This window comes from Micromonospora sp. NPDC003944, from assembly GCF_053605225.1.
Map to the genome: position 1 here is coordinate 1 of NZ_JBSGIV010000096.1, position 18,793 is coordinate 18,793.

The following is an 18,793-nucleotide window of genomic DNA, read 5'->3' on the forward strand; positions in this document are numbered from 1 at the left end:
CTTGTCGCGTACGAGATGGCCATGCTGGTGATCTGGGTGGGTTAGGGGAGCTGGGTGGCCGCGTGGCGGCCGGCGGCGGCTGCCGACAGGAAGTAGGCGTGGTCGGCGTCGAGGCCCCGGCCCATGGTGGACAGCGGGACGGCGCTGGCCCGCAGCGCGGCGTCGAGACCGTCGGTGGGCACCCGGACGATCCGGTGCCGGGCCGCCAGGGGCGCCAGGGCCGCGTCCACCTCCGCCGCGAGCGACGGCGTCAGGTCCTCGGGCACCACCAGCTCCGCCGGGGCGAGCGCGACCCGGCCGTACGCGGTGAGGCTGTGGTGTGACACGCCCCGGTGCCGGGGGCGGGGGTCGGCGTCGGAGATGCGCAACGAGCCGACCGGCCGTCCGCCAAGCGTGGCGACCGCGTTGACCGCCTCGCCGACCGCCACGCCGGAGAAGCCCCAGCGGGTGCCGGTGCCCAGGTTGCCGGGCCCCTGAGCCACGATCGCCACGTCCGCGTGGAGCACGTGGCGGGCGGCGAGCAGACCGGCGTGCAGGGTGGTGGCCTCCAGGTCGCCGCCGAACGCCTGCCCGACGGTGATCGTGCCGGCCAGCTCGGCCCGCAGGCCGGCGAGGGTGCGGGAGAACCAGGCGGGCAGCGCCCCACCGTCGGTGAGCAGGTAGGCCACCCGGGCCTGCGGGGCGTCGGCCCGGATGCCGGCCAGGATCGCCGGGAGCGCCGAGTGCAGGTCGGCGGTGACCACCGGCAGGCCGTCGAGGTCGTCCGCGTCGGCAAGCACGTCGCGGTGCGGGGACGCCTCCTCGTCGACGCCGAGCAGGATCGGCTGCAACGGCGTGTAGCGGGCCTTGACCAGGTGCCCGGCGTCGCGGGTGTCGGCGACCTCCGGCGGGTCCGGCGGCAGCCGGTCCGGCAGGGCCACCACCAGGGCGTACCCGCCGGTGCCGAGCCCCATCAGCAGCGCGCCGGCGTTGAGCAGCACCCGGTCGCCGGGTTGGGGGGTGCCGACCAGTTCGGGGTACGCGAGGGCCCGCATCCTCGTGCCGTCGGGCAGGTCGACGTCCAGTTCCACCGCCCCGGTCCACTGCCGTCGCAGCGTCGCCACCGTCCCCGTACGCCATCGCACCATGACGGGCACGCTAGCCGCGCGGGCCCGGCGGCCCGCGCCCGGGTGCGGTTCAGGTCGGCTCGGGCCCGCCGGCGTCCGGGCTCGGCCCGGCCTGGGTGTGTCGCGCGTCGCCGGTGACGCCGGGCAGTGAGCGGGTGGGGTCGAGGAAGACGAACCGGATCTCCGGGTACCGGCCGGTGAGCCGCCGCTCGGCCTCGTCGGCGGTGGCCTCGATCTGCGCGCCGGTGGCCTCGTCGCGGAAGTCGACCTTCGCGGCGACCAGGATGTCCTGCGGGCCGAGCTGCATGGTCAGCAGGGTGTCGATGCGCTCCACCTCGGGCAGCCCGGCCAGGTCCTGCTCGATCTCGTGGCGCAGCCGCTCCGGAACGGCCCGACCGACCAGCAGCGACAGGTTGTTGCCGGCGAGGATCCCGGCGACGGTCAGCAGCAGCAGCCCGATCAGGATCGACGCGACGCCGTCCCACACCTCGTCGCCGGTGGCGTGCGACAGGCCGACGCCGAGCCCGGCCAGCACCAGACCGATGAGGGCGGCGCTGTCCTCCAGGAAGACCGCCTTGACTGTGGTGTCGGCGGTCAGCCGCAGGAACCGCCGGGGCGTGGTTCGCCAGCGCCGCGACTCGCGGCGGACCTGCCGCACCGCCCGGGCCAGTGAGATCGACTCGATGACGAACGACACCCCGAGCACCACGTACGAGATCAGGTAGTCGCCGCTGTGCTCGTGCACCAGGATCGTGGTGACACCGTGGGTGACGGCGAAACCGGCGCCGGCGACGAACGTGAACATCGCCGCGAAGAACGCCCAGACGTAGCTCTCCTTGCCGTACCCGAAGGGGTGTCGCTGGTCGGCCGGACGGGAGCCGCGGCGCAACGCCTGGAAGAGCAGCACCTCGGTGGTGGTGTCGGCGACCGAGTGGGCCGCCTCGGAGAGCATCGCGGCGGACCCGGAGACCAGCCCGGCGATCAGCTTGGCCACCGCGATGGCGAGGTTGGCGGCGCCGGCGACGACGACCGTGCCGACGCTCTCGCTCTCGGGCCTGGGCTCCGCTTGCGACATGAGGGTCAGCCTATGACCGTGGACGGCGGCGCGCCGGGGGAGACCCGATCCGAACAAGTGTGCGGCACGCCCGCGTGGGTGCACGGTCTGGGCGGGCTGGCTGCTAGCGTCTAGCGCGTGTCGCGGACCCGCACCGAACGCCTGGTCAACTTGGTGATCTGCCTGCTGTCCACGCGACGGTTCCTGACCGCCGCGCAGATCGCCGCGACCGTGCCCGGTTACGAGCACGATCCCGACGACGCCCGCGACCACGAGGCGTTCCAGCGTAAGTTCGAGCGGGACAAGGCCGAGCTGCGCGAGTTGGGCGTCCCCCTGGAGACCGGCACGGCGAGCGCGTTCGACGCCGAGCCCGGTTACCGGATCGCGCACCGCGAGTACGCGCTTCCCGACATCCTGCTCGAACCGGACGAGGCCGCCGCGGTCGGCATCGCCGCACGACTGTGGCAGCACGCCGGGCTGGCCGCCGCCGCGTCGTCCGGGCTGGCCAAGTTGCGTGCCGCCGGGGTGGACGTGGACCCGCAGGCGACGCTCGGTCTGGAGCCGATGGTCACCGTCGACCCGGCCTTCGCGCCGCTGACCGCCGCTGCCCGCGACCGCCGCGAGGTGGGGTTCGACTACCGGGTGCCCGACCGTGACGCGCCCAGCCGGCGGCGGCTGCAACCGTGGGGCGTGGTCTGCTGGCGCGGCCGGTGGTATGTGGTCGGCCACGACCAGGACCGGGAGGCGACCCGCTGCTTCCGGCTGTCCCGTGTCGTCGGCGCGGTCCGGGTGACCGGCGCCCCCGGCGCCTACGAGCCGCCGGCGAACGTCGACCTGATCAGCCACGTGGCCCGCTGGTCGGGTCCGGTGGAGCGCACCGGTCGCGCCACCGTGCTGGCCGCGCCGGGGCGGGCGGCCGGCCTGCGCCGCTGGGCGGTGGAGGTGACCGCCGGCCCGGACGGCGACCGGCTCGTCCTGCCGTACGCCGACCCGGACGGGCTGGCCGGTCACCTCGTCGGCTACGGCCCGGACGTGCGGGTCCTCGACCCACCCGAGGTCCGTGAGGCGGTCATCCAACGACTCAAGGAGATCGCCGTGCGCCACGACGAGCTGGCCGTCAGCGGGGGTGCCCGGTGACCCGCCCGGCCGTCCGCAACGGTTCCCGCGCGTCCGCCGACCGGCTGGCCCGACTGCTCAACCTGGTGCCCTACCTGTTGGCCCGGCCGGGCATCGAGATCGCCGAGGCGGCCGGTGACCTGGGCGTCACCGAGCGGCAACTCCGAGAGGACCTGGAGCTGCTCTGGGTGTGCGGGCTCCCCGGGTACGGCCCCGGTGACCTGATCGACATGGCGTTCGACGGTGACCGGGTGACCATCACCTACGACGCCGGCATCGACCGCCCGTTGCGGCTGACCCCCGACGAGGCCCTCGCGCTCGTGGTGGCGCTGCGGATGCTTGCCGAGACGCCCGGGGTGGCCAACCGGGAGGCCGTCGAACGGGCCCTCGCCAAGATCGAGGACGCGGGCGACCTGGTGGGCGCCCCGGTGGCGGTCCGACTGCCCGGCGACACCCCCCGGGTCGAGGCGCTGCGGGCCGCCGTCGAGGGTGGGAAGGCCCTGCGGATCACCTACTACACGGCCGCCCGGGACGAGACCACCGAGCGCGTCATCGACCCGCTGCGGATGCTGATGGTCGGCGGCCGGGCCTACGTGGAGGCGTGGTGCCGGCGCGCGGAGGCCGTCCGGCTGTTCCGCGCCGACCGCATCGACGCGACCACCGAGTTGGACGAGCCGGCGACGGTGCCGCCGCAAGCCGTCCCCCACGACCTCACCGAGGGCGTGTTCCGCCCCTCCGCCGACCTGCCGCTGATCACCCTGCGCATCGGCCGGGGCGAACGGTGGATCACCGAGTACTACCCGTGTGAGCGGGTGGAGGCCGACGGCGACCAGTGGCTGGTCTCCCTGCGGGTCACCGATCTGGGGTGGGCCCGCCGGTTCGTGCTGGGCCTCGGCCCGGAGGTCACCGTGGTCGCCCCGGTCGAGTTGGCCGAGCAGGTGCGGGCGACGGCCGCCGCCGCGCTCGACGCGTACGCCGTGCCCGCGCCCACCGCCGTGCCCCGGCCCGAGGTCGACCCGGAGCGCGCGCCGTCGGGCGACCCGGCGGTGGCCGGCCGCACCCAGTAGGCTGACCGCCGTGCTGATCTGGATCGTGCTCGCGGTGGTGCTGCTACCCCTCGTGGCGCTCGCGCTGGCCGTGCGCCCGGTGCTGGCCCGGCTGCCCCGACTGCGCCGCGCCGCCGTGGCGTTGCAGCGACGGGCCGCCGAGGCCGAAGCGCTGCGGGAGACCGCCGAGGCGTTGCAACAGCGCGCCGAGGCCGTCCAGTCCCGGCTCGACACCGCGTCCCGGCGACTCGCGGTGATCAAGGCCAAGCGCGGCTGATCGAGCACGCACCCGGCGGTGGTTGACGATCATCGCGGGTTGGTCAAGACTTCACCCTCCGAGCCAGACCACCACCACCCAGCGGGTGGCGGGCAGCCGATCCGCACGTACGATGGGCTGCGTACCACCCCCTCGGACACAGACCGACTGGAGCTTCTCATGGGTGCCCTCAAGCCGTGGCACATCGCTGTTCTCGTGGTTGTGCTGATCCTGCTCTTCGGTGCGAAGCGGCTCCCCGACGCGGCCCGTTCGCTGGGTCGGTCGCTGCGGATCATCAAGGCCGAGACCAAGAGCCTGCAGGACGACGACCGCGACCTCGCCGAGAAGGCCGACGCGCAGGCCGGCTACCAGCCGTTGCCGCCGCACGCCGGGCAGCAGGCGCCGTACGCTGGCCAGCCGCAGCAGCAGGCCCCGTACCAGCAAGCCCCGCCGCAGCAGCCGGTCGTCGACCCGGTGCACCGCGTCCGCGACAACTGACCGAAGGGCCCCACTCCCGTGGCCTTCGCACTGCGCAAGCGCGGCCCGAGCACGTTCGAGCGGGCCGCCGATGGCTCGATGACGCTGATCGAGCACGTCCGCGAGTTGCGCAACCGCCTCTTCCGTGCCTCGCTGGGCATTGTGGTCGGCTTCGGCCTCGGTATCTGGCTGGCCGGGCCGGTGCTGCACCTGCTCCAGCAGCCATACTGTGATCTACCCAAGGCCCGGTTGGCCAACGGCACGTGCAACTTCGTTCAGCTCGGCCCTGCCGACTTGTTCCTGCTGCAGCTTAAAGTCGCGCTCTGGGTCGGGTTGATCGCTGCCGCGCCGATCTGGCTCTACCAGCTCTGGGCGTTCATCGCGCCGGGTCTGCACCGGCACGAGCGGCGCTATGCCTACGTCTTCACCGCTCTGGCCGCGCCACTCTTCGCGGCCGGTGCCGTGCTGGCATACTTCGTCACCTCGAAGGGTCTGGAGTTCCTGCTCAACGTCTCCGGCGGCGGGGACATCACCACCACGCTGGACATCACTCGGTACATCTCTTTCATCACCAACCTGATCCTGCTGTTCGGCGTTGCCTTCGAGTTCCCGTTGTTGGTGCTCATGCTCAACTTCGTGGGCATCGCCAGCGCGAAGCGGCTGCTCAGCTGGTGGCGGGTGGCGATCTTCGTGTTCTTCGCCTTCTCTGCCGTGGTTACCCCGACCCCGGACCCGTTCGGGATGACCGCGTTGGCGCTCTGCCTGTCGGCGCTCTACTTCGCGGCGGTCGGGGTCGCGTTCATCAACGACAAGCGGCGTGGGCGGGGCAAGGAGGTCTACGCCGGCATCGACGACGACGAGGTGTCGCCGCTGGAGTTCGACGCGGACCCGGTCGTGGCCGGGCAGCGGGTCGACTCGGCTGCGCCGATCGGCGTACCGGAGCCGATCGCCAAGCCGGCGCCGATCGAACGCCGCTACGACGACATGACCTGACGGCCCCGCGCCGCCCGGTCCACCGACGCCGTCCCCGTTCGCCGGGGGCGGCGTCGTCGCGTCACCCCCCGCGCATGCAGCCGGCGCCTGCCCCTGATGAACGGCGGGTGTCCGACCGGTACGGTGCTGCCCGTGACCGCAGACGATCACCTGCCCGGCCCGGTCGACCGCGCCCCGCTCGCCGGTGGCCCGGTGGCCGTGCTCACCAACCCGTCCGCCGGCCGGGGCCGGTACAGCACCCTGCTGCCCCGGCTGCTGGACGGGCTGGCCGCCGCCGGCCGGCCGCTGCGGTTGCTGTCGGCGTCCGGCCCGGACGAGGCCGAGGCGGCCTGCCGTGCCGCGGTCGCCGACGGCGCGGGCGCCCTGGTGGCCATCGGTGGCGACGGTACGGTGCACCGCGCGTTGCAGGCCGTCGGCGGCACCGACGTGCCGTTCGGCCCGATCCCGGCCGGCACCGGCAACGACTTCGCCCTGGACACCGGCTTCCCGGCCGACCCCCTCGCGGCGGCGGCGGTCATCGCCGAAGCGGTGCGAGCCGGCCGCAGCCAACCGGTGGACCTGGCCCGGATGGTCGGGTCCGACGGCGTCGCGCGCTGGTACGGGGCGGTCCTCGCCGCCGGGTTCGACGCGATCGTCAACGAGCGGGCCAACCGGATGCGCTGGCCACGCGGCCCCCGCCGGTACGACCTGGCGATCCTCGTCGAGCTGGCCCGGCTACGCCCACGCCGCTACACGCTGCGCCTCGACGGGGTGCCGCACGACCTGGACGCGGTGCTCGTGGCGGTCGGCAACTGCCCCACGTACGGCGGTGGGATGCGGATCTGCCCCGACGCGGACCCGACCGACGGGCTGCTCGACGTGGTGGTCGCGGGTCGGGTCGACCGGCGGACCCTGGTCCGGGTGAAGCCCCGCATCTACCAGGGCACCCACGTCAGCCACCCGTTGGTGCGCAGCTTCCGGGCCCGCACCGTGGAGTTGGCCGCCGAGGGCATCACCTCGTACGCCGACGGGGAACGCTCGCTGGACCTGCCGGTGACGGTCAGCGCGGTTCCGGGCGCTCTGCGGCTGCTGCGTTGACGCGTACCGCGCCGATGCTCGCCGCGATGACCAGCACGATGGCGGCGCACTCCAGCAGGGTCAGCGCCTGCCGCAGCACCAGCCACCCGGCGAGCGTGGCGATGGCCGGACCGAGGCTCATCAGCACCGCGAAGGTGGCGGTCGGCATCCGCCGGAGCGCCAGCAACTCCAGGGTGTAGGGCAGCCCGGAGGCGAGCACCGCGAGCGCCGCGCCGAGCGCCAGCACCTGCGGTTCGAGCAGCACCGCACCGCCGTCGACGATGCCCAGCGGCAGGGTGACCAGGGCGGCGACGGTCAACGCCAGGGCCAGCCCGTCCGCGCCGGGGAAGCGGCTGCCGACCCGGGCGCTCAGCACGATGTACGCGGCCCACATGGCGCCCGCGCCGAACGCGAACGCCACCCCGGCCGGGTTGAGCCGGTCGAAGCCGCCCTGCCCGAGCAGCGCCACTCCGGCCAGCGCGAGCCCGGCCCAGCCCCAGCTGGCCAGGCGTCGGGCGGAGAACACCGACAGCGCGAGGGGGCCGAGCACCTCGAGCGTCACCGTCGGGCCGAGCGGGATGCGTTCGATGGCCTGGTAGAACAGCGAGTTCATACCGGCCAACGCCAGCCCGAACGCGCCGACCGCGAGCCAGGCCGACCGGTCGTGCCCGCGCAGTCGTGGCCGGCACACGAGAAGCAGCAGCACCGCGGAGATGGTCAACCGCAGGGTCACCGCCCCGGCCACCCCGGTACGCGGGAAGAGCAGCGCGGCCATGGCGGAACCGAACTGCACCGACAGGGCCCCGCCGAGCACCAGCCCCACCGCGACGACACCACCGCGCTGGGCTGGTGGCGTGTCGGTCGGCGATGACGTGGGCAGCAGGATCTCGGTCACGAGCACGACGGTAGGCCGTTCTCGTCGGCCACCCCGCGGCGGTGTCCACTCGGGTGACCTTCGCCGGGTGGGAGCGGGCGTTGGTCAGGTCGGCAGGGCGAGGTCGAGCACCGCGCCCAGCCCGTTCTCCCGGCCCGGCTCGGCGGCCGGGAGCACCAGCGCCGCGCAGCCGGCGGCCACGGCGCCCGCGTCCGCCGGTGTGTCACCGACCATCAGCGTCTGCTCCGGGTCGACACCAAGCATCCCGCAGGCACGCCAGAAGATCGCCGGGTCGGGCTTGCAGCGCCCCACCTCGTAGGAGAGCACGAACGCGTCGACCAGGTCGGTGAGCCCCCAGGTGTCGAAGTGTGGCCGCAGGTCGAAGCCGATGTTGCTGACCACCGCCACCGGCACCCCGGCGTCGCGCAACGCGGCCAGGGTGGGTGCGGTGTCGGCGTACGGTGACCAGCCCTCGGCGGTCAGCAACCGTTCGTAGAGCGCGTCGGCGAAGCCGTCGATGCCGGCGTCGACCGTCTCCGCCAGCCCGGTGTAGGCGCCCCGGTGGGCGTGTTGGTAGAGGTCCCGGTCGGCCCAGAGCTCGGCCAATCGGGGTGGCACCCGCGCCGGTAGTGGCCCACCGGCGCGTCCGGCAGTCAGCAGCCGGTCGGCAAGCGAGGTGGCGCGTACCCGGTCCAGGGTGACGCCGCACGCCGCCGCGGCCTCCAGCACCCATTGCTGGGGGTCCTCCACCTGGGCCAGGGTGCCGTGGAAATCGAAGAGCACCGCCTTGACAGGGCGTCGGGACGCCCGACGGGCGGCGGGCGCCTCGGCGGTGCCCGGCGGACTGGTCTGGGGCGGTTCGGCATGGTCCGGCACGCCGTGCACCCTACCGACCGCCCCCGACCGTGCCTCCGGACGGCCTTGTGGGGTGACGTGTCCCGGCACGCACTAATCTTGGTGCCATGTCGAGTCCCGCCGAGCGGTACGCAGCGGCGCGCCGCAAGGCCGCACAAGCCGCACAGTTTCCGGCGCTTGACGAGTTCGCCCTCGAGCTGGGGTTCGACCTCGACGACTTCCAGCGTGAGGCGTGTCAGTCGCTGGAGCGGGGCAGCGGTGTGCTGGTCTGTGCTCCCACCGGCGCCGGTAAGACGGTGGTCGGGGAGTTCGCCGTCCACCTGGCGTTGCGTGGGCGGCCCGACGACCCGGTGCCCCCGGCCGACGCGACGACCCCGCCGGCACGGCGCAAGTGCTTCTACACCACGCCGATCAAGGCGTTGTCCAACCAGAAGTACCACGATCTGGTCGCCCGGTACGGCGTGGAGCAGGTCGGCCTGCTGACCGGCGACAACGCGATCAACGGCGACGCGCCGGTGGTGGTGATGACCACCGAGGTGCTGCGCAACATGCTCTACGCGGGCTCCAGCACCCTGCAGGGCCTCGCGTACGTGGTGATGGACGAGGTGCACTACCTGGCCGACCGGTTCCGTGGTGGGGTGTGGGAAGAGGTGATCATCCACCTGCCCGCCTCGGTCACCCTGGTCTCGTTGTCGGCGACCGTCTCCAACGCCGAGGAGTTCGCCGACTGGCTGGTCACCGTGCGCGGCGAGACCGCCGTGGTGGTCAGTGAGCACCGGCCGGTGCCGTTGTGGCAGCACATGCTTGTCGGCAAGCGGATGTTCGACCTGTTCCACGACGCCGACGCCGCCCGCAAGCACGACGTGCACCCGGAGCTGCTGCGCTACACCCGCGACCAGACCCGGCGGCTGGAGTTGGGCGAGGGGCGCAGCGCGGGGCCGGGCGCCGGCCGTCGTGGCCCGCGCTGGCGGGGCCCGATGCGCCCGGACATCGTCGACCGACTGGACCGGGAGGGTCTGCTACCGGCGATCCTGTTCATCTTCAGCCGGGCCGGCTGCGCCGCCGCGGTGCAGCAGTGTCTCGCCGCCGGGCTGCGGCTCACCTCACCTGAGGAACGGGCCGAGATCCGGCGGGTCGTCGAGTCCCGGGTCACCGCCATTCCCGGCGAGGATCTGTCGGTCCTGGGCTACTGGGAGTGGCTCGACGGCCTGGAACGCGGCCTGGCCGCCCACCACGCCGGCATGCTGCCGGTGTTCAAGGAGGTCGTCGAGGAGCTGTTCGTCCGCGGCCTGGTCAAGGCGGTCTTCGCGACCGAGACGCTGGCGTTGGGCATCAACATGCCGGCCCGCTGTGTGGTCCTGGAACGCCTCGTGAAGTACAACGGCGAGGCGCACGTCGACCTGACCCCGGGGGAGTACACGCAGCTCACCGGGCGCGCCGGCCGCCGGGGCATCGACGTGGAGGGGCACGCCGTCGTGGTGTGGTCCCCGGAGACCGACCCACGGCACGTGGCCGGGCTCGCGTCCACCCGCACCTACCCGCTGCGGTCCAGCTTCCGTCCGTCGTACAACATGGCGGTCAATCTGGTCGGCTCGGTCGGCGCGGAGCCGGCCCGGGCCCTGCTGGAGTCCTCGTTCGCGCAGTTCCAGGCGGACCGGTCGGTGGTCGGCCTGGCCCGGCAGGTGCAGCGCAACACCGAGACCATCGAGGCGTACGGCGCGGAGGCCGCCTGCCACCACGGCGACTTCGACGAGTACTTCGCGCTGCGGGTGGCGATCGCCGACCGGGAGAAGGCGATCGCCCGGCAGGGGCAGACCCAGCGTAAGGCCGCCGCGGTGGCCTCGTTGGAGCGGTTGCGGGTCGGCGACGTGATCCGGGTGCCGTCGGGTCGGCGGGCCGGTCTGGCCGTCGTGCTGGACCCGGCGACCGGTGGGTTCGGTGAGCCCCGGCCGTTGGTGCTGACCCAGGACCGGTGGGCCGGGCGGGTGAGCCCCGGCGACTTCACCACGCCGGCCGAGGTGCTGGCCCGCATCCGGGTGCCCAAACACTTCAACCATCGGTCCCCGGCCGCCCGGCGGGATCTCGCCGCCGAGGTCAGCGGCACCGGCCTGGACCGGCACGGCGGCCGACGTGGGGGCCGTTCCCGGCAGGTGACCGGCGAGGACCACCGGATCACCCAGCTCCGCACCGAGCTGCGCCGCCACCCCTGCCACGCCTGCCCCGAGCGGGAGGAGCACGCGCGCTGGGCGGAGCGACGCCGGCGGCTGGAGCGCGACACCGAGGAGTTGCGCGAGCGGGTCAGCGGTCGCACGGGATCCCTCGCCCGGACGTTCGACCGGATCGTGGCGCTGCTGACCGAGCGGGGTTACCTCGCCCGCGACGGCGCGGTCACCGACGCCGGTCGGATGCTGGGCCGGATCTGGACCGAGGCCGACCTGCTGGTCGCCGAGTGCCTGCGCCGGGGGGTGTGGAACGGGCTGTCCCCGGCCGAGTTGGCCGCCGCGGTGTCCGTGGTGGTGTTCGAGGCGCGCCGTGACGTCGACGAGCGGGCGTCGCTGCCGCGCGGGCCGGTCGCCGACGCGGTGGACGAGACGCTGAAGCTCTGGGGCGAGATCGAGGCCGACGAGGCGGCCCGGGGGCTGACCGCGACGAGGGAGCCGGATCTCGGCTTTGCCTGGCCCGTCTACCGGTGGGCGCGGGGCGAGGCGCTGGCCAAGGTGCTCGGCAGCGGCCACGAGATCGACGGTGAGATGCCCGCCGGTGACTTCGTCAGGTGGGCCCGACAGGTCGTCGACCTGCTCGGTCAGATTGCCGACTCCGGTGGTGCCGCCGCAGAGCTGCGGTCGACCGCTCGACAGGCTATAGCGGCCGTCAATCGAGGCGTTCTCGCGTACCACACGTCAGCCTGACAATTACGCCCAGTTGTTTTTGTAGGAGGAATCGACGCAGCGGACGGTCACCGCAACGGCACCCCGCGAATGGCCCGGGGGGCCTATTGCGCCTGATCACAGCACCCCTGATCATTGCCCAGGCGTCTTGTTGACGCGTCGGTAACGAATGGGGAGAAAGCCGCCGTGGCGGAGATCAATCACTTTGAGTACGGGTGGATCACACCCGCGCTGAGTTACGCGTTGTCCGTCCTCGGTTCGATTCTCGGTCTCGTCTGTGCCGGCCGTATTCGCACGGCCCGGACGAACGGTCAACGAGCGTGGTGGGGTCTGCTGTCGGCCTGGGCGCTTGGCGGCACGGCCATCTGGGCGATGCACTTCATGGCCATGCTCGGCTTCGCCGTGGAGAACACCCGGATCCGCTACGACGTGGCGCTGACCGCGGCCAGCACGGCCATCGCCGTGGTGGCGGTCGGCATCGGCCTGGCCATCGTGGGCACCGGCCGGCTCAACCCGGTACGACTCGTCGGCGGCGGCCTCTTCACCGGTGCCGGCGTGGCCTCCATGCACTACACCGGCATGGCCGCCATGCGCCTCAACGGCAGCCTCGGCTACGACACCGTGCGGGTCGTCCTCTCGGTGGTCATCGCCGTGGTGGCGTCCACCGTCGCCCTGTGGCTCGCGATGACCGTCCGGCGAGGCCTGGCGATCTTCGCCTCCGCGCTGGTCATGGGCGTCGCCGTGAACGGGATGCACTTCACCGGCATGAGCGCCCTGTCGGTGCACCGCCACGAGGGTAGCCGCGAGATCACCGGCGCCGGCGTGAGCACCCTGCTGGTGCCGATCGTGCTCGCGGTGATCTTCGGGGTGGTTGGTCTGCTCTACGCCCTGCTCGCCGCCCCGACCGACGACGACCGGGCCGCCACCGCGTACCTGGCTGAGCGGCGGCTGTCGGAACCGGCCGTGCCGACGCCCACCGCGGCTCCCGACCCGGTCGGCCTGCGCGCCCGCTCCACCCTCGGTCAGCCGGGTACTCCGTTCCCGTCTCGCCGGGACACGCCGCAGCGCTGACCTCGCGCCCCGGCCGCCACGTTGCCGTTCGGCGGGCCAGCCCCACCCGCGCCGGCGCAGAGGCCGGCTAGCCCCACCCGCGCCGGCGCGGAGGCCGGCCAGCTCTAACCGTGCCCGGTGCGGAGGCGGGTCAGGCCGGCCGTCGGCCCGGTCGGTCGCGGCTGATGGTGAGGGTGGCCAGCAGCGCGGGGTGGTCGGTCACCCCCTGCATGGGCACGAGTGTGCGACAGCACAGCGTGACGTCGCTGGTCGCCGTGATGTGTTGCAGTCGCCCGTCGTCCAGCCGTTGATGGCCGGGTGGCGTACAGGCCCGTACGTCGGGGTCGTGGCCGGCGCGCAGGTTGAGGTCGCCACCCAGCACGGTGGGGACGTGCCCGGCGTCGCGGCCGATCGCCGGCAGGATGGTGCCGAGCAGGTGCTCGCACTGGCTCAGCGCGACGCGGTAGCCGCTTGCCGACAGGTGCGTGGTGCAGGCGAGCAGGGTGCCGTCGACGTCGACGCAGAGCCAGGCTCGTTCCTCGGGGTCGGCGAGGTCCTGCGTCGGGTGGGTTCCGGCGTACACCGTGCGCCGGGTGGCGGTCGTCGGCACGTGGGTGAGCAGCCCGATGCCGAACCGCCGCCCGTTGCGGCAGCGGGTGTCGTCGCCGCTCGGACGGTCCCCGGCGGCCTGGAACGCGGCCACGACCGTCCGGCCGGGATGCGCGGCGCGGAACACGCGGTGCAGGGTGGCGAGGTCGTTCGCGCAGATCTCGTTGAGGGTGACCAGGTCGGGTGCCTCGACGGTGATCACCTCGGCGGCCCTGGCCATGGCTCGGCCGGTGTAGCAGCCGGCGCGGCCACTGTTGCAGAGGTTCATCTGGAGCATCCGCAGGACCGTGGTCTGCGGGGTGTCCGTGGTGTCGGTGGGGACCGCCGGCGGCGTGCCCGGGAGCGCGGCGGCGGCGAGGAGGCAGCCCACGGCCAGGGCTCGGCGCAGGAACCGGTACGAACGGGCGGCCACAGGAACTCCGGGGTGCACGAGGCGACAGTCGTCGCCGAGGTGCTGGTGATCTTACTGTCGGCCCGTCGGCGATCGAGATCCAGAGCGGTGGGCCGAGGGGGCACTCGCGCAGCGCGTACCCCCTCGGGCCGGTCAGTGGGTGCGGACCGCGACGGCGGTGTACGGCGTGGTGGGGGTCGGCGGTGTGGTGAAACGGGCGTTGGGCAGGTAGAGCCGGCCGAACGCCTTGGCGACAGTGGTGGGCACGTCGAAGGTCGGGTCGGTGATGGTGCTGGTGAGTGCTCCGGCGGTGCCGGCGTGGTTCAGCCGGACCACCGCGATCTGGTTGAGACGGTTCTGCACGACGTAGAGGGTGCGGCCCAGCAGCAACAGCCCGTCGCCGTTGGTGAAGGTGTGACCCGGCACGTCCACGACGGTGCTCGCGCCGGTCGTCGGGTCGACCCGGTACAGAGTGCCGGTGTTGGACTGGACGACGACCAGGGCGCGGCCGTCCGGGGTGGACGCGATGCCGTTGAGGTTCACCCCGGTGCCGATCTGCTCGTACGCGCCGCTCAGCGTGATCGTGGTGAAGGCGTCGGCGGGCGGCAGCGCCCCACCGCGACCGAGCGGCAATCGGTAGAGCACGGGCCGGTTCGAGTCGGTGAAGTACGCGGCGTCGCGGGTCAGCACGACGTCGTTGACGAACGTCGGGGTGGTGGCGAACTGGTAGCGGGCCAGCACCTCGCCGGTGCGGGTGTCGAGCACCCGGGCGTCGCCGGCCGTGCCACCGGCGACGAAGAGTCGGCCGCGCCGGTCGACCTTGAGACCGAGTGACGGGGTGCCGGTGGCCGCGCCGATCGTCGTGCCCCGGCCGGTGACCAGGTCGACGCGGTGGATGGCGCCGGTCGCGCGGGAGCCGAAGTAGGCGTACCGGCCGGCGGTGGCGATGCCCTCGGGCTGGAACCCGTCGGGCAGGGCGAGGACGGCGGGCCGGTGACCTGCGGGGTGCGCCTGCGCCGGCGCGGTGGCGACGGTGGCCAGCATGGCGGCGGTCAACGCGCCGACGAGCGTGGTGCGGAGGGGGCGGTTCACTGTGCTCCTTCCGGGCGGAAAGCGGCACGAGCCGACACGTCCGCCACGTTCACTGGGGCCAGGACCCTCCCCACTGTACGGCCGCTGCCGGGTGTCCGCCCGGCGTCACCGGCGCGGCTGTGGCCGCGCCGGTGACGCTGTGCAGCGGGGCGGAGGTCAGGCGTTGCGGACCAGCCTCCACCGGTTGTCCGCGCTGCCGTTGTCCGAATCCTGCACGGCCTGGGCTCCCCAGGCGGTCGACCCGTTCAGGATCCCGAGCAGTTTGTTGCTGTTCACGTTGCGGATCTTGTAGGTGCCGTCGCCGTTGTCCACGAGGATCCACCGGTGGTCGGCGGTGCCGTTGTCGGCCCACTGCAGGACCCGGGCGTTGTCGGCGGTGGACATGTTCTCGACGCCCAGGACCTTGCCGCTGTTGACGTTGCGGAACCGGACCGCGTTGCCGTCGGTCACCATCACCCAGTTGTGGTCAGCGGTGCCGCTGTCGCCCCACTGCACGGCCAGCCCACCGTCGGCGGTGGACATGTTCTGCACGCCGAGGACCAGACCGGTGCCGACGTTGGCCAATCGGTAGCTGCCGCCGGTGCTGCCGCCTCCGCTGGCGTTCCAGTAGACGGTGTAGTTGTAGCCGTGGGCGTCGTAGAAGGGCGCGAGGTTGACCGTCGACCCGTTGGCGCTGGCCGTGAACGCGAGCGAGCTGGTGCTCGTACGCGCGATCGAGGAGACGGTGAGGGACGGCAGGGCGCTCAGTGTGGTGTTGCCGTAGTTGCCGGCCAGCACCGTCGGGCCGTACGTGACGGCGGCGACGTTGGCGTTGTCGTTGGCGGCCCGCATGACCACCTGCATCGGCAGCCGCACGGTGATGGTGTCACCGGCGGCCCAGGTGCGGGTGACGGTGGCGTAGCTGCCCGGCGTGGTGGTGACGTTCTCCACCGTGCCGTTGACGGCGATCGTCGCGCCGCTGGTCCAGGACGGGATCCGTACCCGGATGCTCCACGAGCCGCTCATCGACCCGGACAGGGTCAGCGTGGTGGTGTCGCTGACCGGGTAGCTGGTGCTCTGGGTGACAGTGATGCCACGCTGCGACCAGGTCAGCACCGACGGCGTGAACAGGTTCACCGTCAGCGTGGTGCCGTTGTAGAAGTAGATGGACTCCATCAACCTCGTGTTGATTTCCAGGCCGGTGCCCTGGCAGCACCAGAAGGAGTTGTAGTCGGTGCTCCAGGTGCCGCCGCCCCAGGCCGGGCCGACACCCCGGCGTCCGCCCGGGCGCAGCGGGGTGAAGTAGGTGATGTGGCCGCGGCTGTCGGCCGGGTTCTGTCCACCGATCAGGTGGTTGAGCAGGGCGCGCTCGTAGAAGTCGAAGTAGTCGACCCGGTTCGGGTCGAGCGTCCACAGCTCCCGGGTCAGCTTGAGCATGTTGTAGGTGTTGCACTGCTCGCACGTGTCGTTGCTCAGGTAGCCGGCGATCGCGTTGGGCGCCCGGAAGTGCTCCGCCTGGCTGTTGCCGCCGATGACGTAGGAGTGCGCGCCGACGGTGATGGTCCACGCGTTGCTGGCGATGTCCCGGTAACGGGTGGTCCCGGTGGCCTTGTACTCCCGGGCCGCGCCGATCCACTTGGGCACCTGCGTGTTGGCGTGCAACCCGTTGAGCTGGTCGGAGTTGGCGGCGAGGGGGTTGAACACGGCGGCGTGGTCGAACCGCTGGGCGGTGGTGAGCCAGCGGGAGTCGCCGGTCTGCTGGTAGATGTCGGTGAGCACGTCGTTCATGCCGCCGAACTCGGTGCCCAGCATCGACTGCATCTGGCTGGCGCTCAGCCGGCTCGTCCGGGTGTCGACCCAGCCGGCGAGGGCCAGCAGGACCGTGCGGGCCTGGGTGTTCCCGGTGTAGCGCCAGACGTCGAGCAGCCCGGCGAGGGTCTTGTGGATGCAGTAGTACGGCACGTTGCCGTTGGACAGCGTCCGCGCCTCGAGCGCGGTGAAGTCGGACTCCGGGAAGCCGGAGAGGTAGCCGGTGCCGAACCCGGCGGCGGAGTTGTTGGCCTGGCACTTGGCCAGCTCAGCCACCATGTAGTTGGCCTTGTCCCGGCAGGTGGTGTCGCCGAGCACCGCGTACGCGTACGCCCAGGCGGTGAGGAAGTGCCCCTGCATGTGGGTCCGGAACGGGAAGTTCGGCGCGTCCCAGCCGCCGTTGGTGGCGGCGCCGTTCGTGGAGAGCCGGTGGTTGGCGCGGAAGTTGTAGAGCATCCGGTCGACGTCGACGAACCGCAGGTAGTTGAGCGTGCGGCTCTGGTTGTCCATCCAGCGGCCGGCGGTGAGTCGTACCTGACCGGGGTCGAACGAGTACGCCGAGACGCCGATGTCGGACCGGGCCGGGGGCACGACGGCGGCGGACGCGCTGCCGGGGGAGACGGCGGCGCCGGTCGCGGAGAGCACCACTGTGGCTCCGGCGGCCTGGAGCAGGTGGCGACGGCTGAGGGGCGGGGGTGGCATGGGGGACCTCCAGATGGCCGGGTGCGTCGGGGCCGCCGTCGATGACGGCGGTTCGTTGGCGGCGAGGCCGACGACGGTGCGGTGTGGGTGGTGGGACGCGGTCGCCACGGGCGCCGGGTGCCCACCCTGGCGTTTTATCGCGGCTCATCAATGTGATCGCTAACATAGTTCGTCGTTAACACGCCCGCAACCCCCGAGGCGTTCCGTCGGCCCAACTCGTCGGCACCCTGAGCGAGCGGGCGTCGGGCCGGAGGGTGGCTCTGCCCCCATGAAGGACGCCAGCCCGGCGCGCGATCACCAGATTGTGACCGTGTGTGAGGAGTGGCGGCGTGCGGGGGAAGCTCGCCCGTCCGTTGACGCCCGCGCGGTCGCTCAGTACGGTGCATCGTAAATCTTGGATGTCAGCGTCGATACATCAATGCTGCGATGTGGTTACGACGGTCATCCCGCACCATCCGAAAATCCAGTTCAGGTGGGAGAGGGGAGCCTTCAACCGGATCTGTTAACGCTAACACGGCCGCCGGTCGTGCTGCTCGGCGTGCGGACGGCACGGCGCGTTCGGCGGCAGTGCGGGCAGCGGCGGCCCGCCCCGTCAGACGTCACGCACGCGCACTCTCGGTAGGAGTAATCGTGAAGATGGAAGAACCAACCAGCACCCGGCTGACCCGCCGGGCCAGGCACGCCATCGCCTGGCTGGCGAGCCTGGCCTGCGTCCTCGCGCTGGTCCCGGGCACAGCCAAGGCCGACAACCCCATCGTGCAGAACATCTACACCGCCGACCCCGCGCCGATGGTGCACAACGGTCGCGTCTACCTCTACACCGGACACGACGAGGACGGGTCCACCTACTTCACCATGCGTGAGTGGCGGGTGTACTCGTCCGCGGACATGGTGAACTGGACCGACCACGGCTCGCCGATGAACCTGGCGACGTTCGCGTGGGCGGACGCCAACGCGTGGGCCGGCCAGGTCGTCGCACGTAACGGGAAGTTCTACTGGTACGTGCCGGTGCGCCAGCGCTCCAACGGGCAGATGGTCATCGGCGTCGGGGTGGCCGACAGCCCCACCGGGCCGTTCCGGGACGCGCTCGGTCGACCACTTGTCGGCAACAACGAAATCGACCCGCACGCGTTCATCGACGATGACGGGCAGGCGTACCTGTACTGGGGTAACCCGGGTCTGTGGTACGTGAAGTTGAACCCGGACATGATCTCGTTCTCCGGCAGCGCGACGCGCATCCAGCTCACCACGGCGGGGTTCGGCACCCGTAACGGGAACGCGAGCCGCCCGACGCTGTACGAGGAGGGCCCGTGGGTGTTCAAGCGCAACGGGTTGTACTACAACGTGTTCGCGGCGGAGTGTTGCTCGGCGCTCCCGACGTCGAGGACCAGCGGTTCCGCGTGCCGCGGATCCTGAGCGAGGATGTGGCCTCATGAGCGA

General features: G+C 72.3%; 15 protein-coding genes and 2 pseudogenes. 10 read left to right on the top strand and 7 right to left on the bottom strand.

Annotated elements, in window-relative coordinates; translation table 11 throughout:
* Positions 1–41: 41 nt before the first annotated feature.
* Positions 42–1,127 carry a DUF3866 family protein gene (locus ACWER9_RS29750; RefSeq protein ID WP_452304958.1) on the bottom strand — a complete coding sequence of 362 codons (1,086 nt, stop codon included), beginning with the start codon at positions 1,125–1,127 and terminating at the stop codon, positions 42–44.
* A gap of 49 nt (positions 1,128–1,176) precedes the next feature.
* Entirely contained in the window at positions 1,177–2,181 is a 1,005-nt protein-coding gene (locus ACWER9_RS29755; protein ID WP_452304959.1) for a cation diffusion facilitator family transporter, read from the bottom strand.
* Between the two features lie 117 nt (positions 2,182–2,298).
* Here ACWER9_RS29755 and ACWER9_RS29760 point away from each other — a divergent pair, with 117 nt between their 5' ends.
* The 6 genes from ACWER9_RS29760 to ACWER9_RS29785 all read left to right on the top strand — a co-directional run bounded on the left by ACWER9_RS29760 (position 2,299) and on the right by ACWER9_RS29785 (position 7,125).
* Complete coding sequence (locus tag ACWER9_RS29760) at positions 2,299–3,297, top strand: helix-turn-helix transcriptional regulator (RefSeq protein ID WP_091408906.1); 999 nt, start codon at positions 2,299–2,301, stop codon at positions 3,295–3,297.
* Positions 3,294–4,343, top strand: a complete 1,050-nt coding sequence (locus tag ACWER9_RS29765; protein ID WP_452304960.1) for a helix-turn-helix transcriptional regulator — start codon at positions 3,294–3,296, stop codon at positions 4,341–4,343. The genes ACWER9_RS29760 and ACWER9_RS29765 overlap by 4 nt, the downstream gene beginning before the upstream one ends.
* A 10-nt stretch (positions 4,344–4,353) precedes the next feature.
* Positions 4,354–4,599 (top strand): hypothetical protein, encoded by a 246-nt coding sequence (locus ACWER9_RS29770; protein ID WP_452304961.1) that lies wholly within the window; start codon positions 4,354–4,356, stop codon positions 4,597–4,599.
* Between the two features lie 159 nt (positions 4,600–4,758).
* Positions 4,759–5,076 carry a Sec-independent protein translocase subunit TatA gene (tatA, locus tag ACWER9_RS29775; protein WP_452304962.1) on the top strand — a complete coding sequence of 106 codons (318 nt, stop codon included), beginning with the start codon at positions 4,759–4,761 and terminating at the stop codon, positions 5,074–5,076.
* Between the two features lie 18 nt (positions 5,077–5,094).
* The gene (tatC, locus tag ACWER9_RS29780) at positions 5,095–6,048 is read left to right on the top strand and encodes a twin-arginine translocase subunit TatC (RefSeq protein ID WP_452304963.1); all 954 of its coding nucleotides are present in this window, start codon (positions 5,095–5,097) and stop codon (positions 6,046–6,048) included.
* A 123-nt stretch (positions 6,049–6,171) separates the two neighbouring features.
* Positions 6,172–7,125, top strand: coding sequence for a diacylglycerol kinase family protein (locus ACWER9_RS29785; protein WP_452304971.1), 954 nt, complete (start codon positions 6,172–6,174; stop codon positions 7,123–7,125).
* On the opposite strand, the gene ACWER9_RS29790 is transcribed toward ACWER9_RS29785, so the two are convergent.
* Together ACWER9_RS29790 and ACWER9_RS29795 are read right to left on the bottom strand one after the other, a co-directional pair.
* Complete coding sequence (locus tag ACWER9_RS29790) at positions 7,088–8,005, bottom strand: EamA family transporter (protein WP_452304964.1); 918 nt, start codon at positions 8,003–8,005, stop codon at positions 7,088–7,090. The genes ACWER9_RS29785 and ACWER9_RS29790 overlap by 38 nt on opposite strands.
* A 78-nt stretch (positions 8,006–8,083) precedes the next feature.
* Entirely contained in the window at positions 8,084–8,854 is a 771-nt protein-coding gene (locus ACWER9_RS29795; protein WP_452304965.1) for an HAD family hydrolase, read from the bottom strand.
* Between the two features lie 86 nt (positions 8,855–8,940).
* Between ACWER9_RS29795 and ACWER9_RS29800 the strand changes: the two genes are divergently transcribed.
* Complete coding sequence (locus tag ACWER9_RS29800; protein WP_452304966.1) at positions 8,941–11,742, top strand: DEAD/DEAH box helicase; 2,802 nt, start codon at positions 8,941–8,943, stop codon at positions 11,740–11,742.
* 165 nt (positions 11,743–11,907) lie between these two features.
* Positions 11,908–12,792, top strand: a complete 885-nt coding sequence (locus tag ACWER9_RS29805) for an MHYT domain-containing protein (RefSeq protein ID WP_452304967.1) — start codon at positions 11,908–11,910, stop codon at positions 12,790–12,792.
* 130 nt (positions 12,793–12,922) lie between these two features.
* Here ACWER9_RS29805 and ACWER9_RS29810 read toward each other — a convergent pair whose 3' ends face one another.
* The 3 genes from ACWER9_RS29810 to ACWER9_RS29820 form a co-directional block, all read right to left on the bottom strand.
* Complete coding sequence (locus tag ACWER9_RS29810) at positions 12,923–13,792, bottom strand: endonuclease/exonuclease/phosphatase family protein (protein ID WP_452304968.1); 870 nt, start codon at positions 13,790–13,792, stop codon at positions 12,923–12,925.
* A gap of 132 nt (positions 13,793–13,924) precedes the next feature.
* Positions 13,925–14,863 carry an SMP-30/gluconolactonase/LRE family protein gene (locus tag ACWER9_RS29815; RefSeq protein WP_452304969.1) on the bottom strand — a complete coding sequence of 313 codons (939 nt, stop codon included), beginning with the start codon at positions 14,861–14,863 and terminating at the stop codon, positions 13,925–13,927.
* Between the two features lie 156 nt (positions 14,864–15,019).
* The gene (locus ACWER9_RS29820) at positions 15,020–17,353 is read right to left on the bottom strand and encodes a beta-L-arabinofuranosidase domain-containing protein (RefSeq protein WP_452304970.1); all 2,334 of its coding nucleotides are present in this window, start codon (positions 17,351–17,353) and stop codon (positions 15,020–15,022) included.
* Positions 17,354–17,989: 636 nt separating this feature from the next.
* On the opposite strand from ACWER9_RS29820, the pseudogene ACWER9_RS29825 reads away from it, so the two are divergent.
* Both ACWER9_RS29825 and ACWER9_RS29830 read left to right on the top strand, forming a co-directional pair.
* Positions 17,990–18,721: pseudogene (locus tag ACWER9_RS29825) on the top strand (family 43 glycosylhydrolase); the annotation flags it as partial.
* Positions 18,715–18,789: pseudogene (locus ACWER9_RS29830) on the top strand (Asp-tRNA(Asn)/Glu-tRNA(Gln) amidotransferase subunit GatC); the annotation flags it as partial. The pseudogenes ACWER9_RS29825 and ACWER9_RS29830, both read left to right, overlap by 7 nt.
* Between the last annotated feature and the right edge of the window lie 4 nt (positions 18,790–18,793).

Excerpts from the sequence above, each read along its gene's own strand:
- ACWER9_RS29750 (WP_452304958.1), bottom strand. The coding sequence starts at position 1,127 with ATGGTGCGATGGCGTACGGGGACGGTGGCGACGCTGCGACGGCAGTGG.
- ACWER9_RS29755 (WP_452304959.1), bottom strand. The coding sequence starts at position 2,181 with ATGTCGCAAGCGGAGCCCAGGCCCGAGAGCGAGAGCGTCGGCACGGTC.
- tatA (WP_452304962.1), top strand. The coding sequence starts at position 4,759 with ATGGGTGCCCTCAAGCCGTGGCACATCGCTGTTCTCGTGGTTGTGCTG.
- ACWER9_RS29800 (WP_452304966.1), top strand. The coding sequence starts at position 8,941 with ATGTCGAGTCCCGCCGAGCGGTACGCAGCGGCGCGCCGCAAGGCCGCA.
- ACWER9_RS29820 (WP_452304970.1), bottom strand. The coding sequence starts at position 17,353 with ATGCCACCCCCGCCCCTCAGCCGTCGCCACCTGCTCCAGGCCGCCGGA.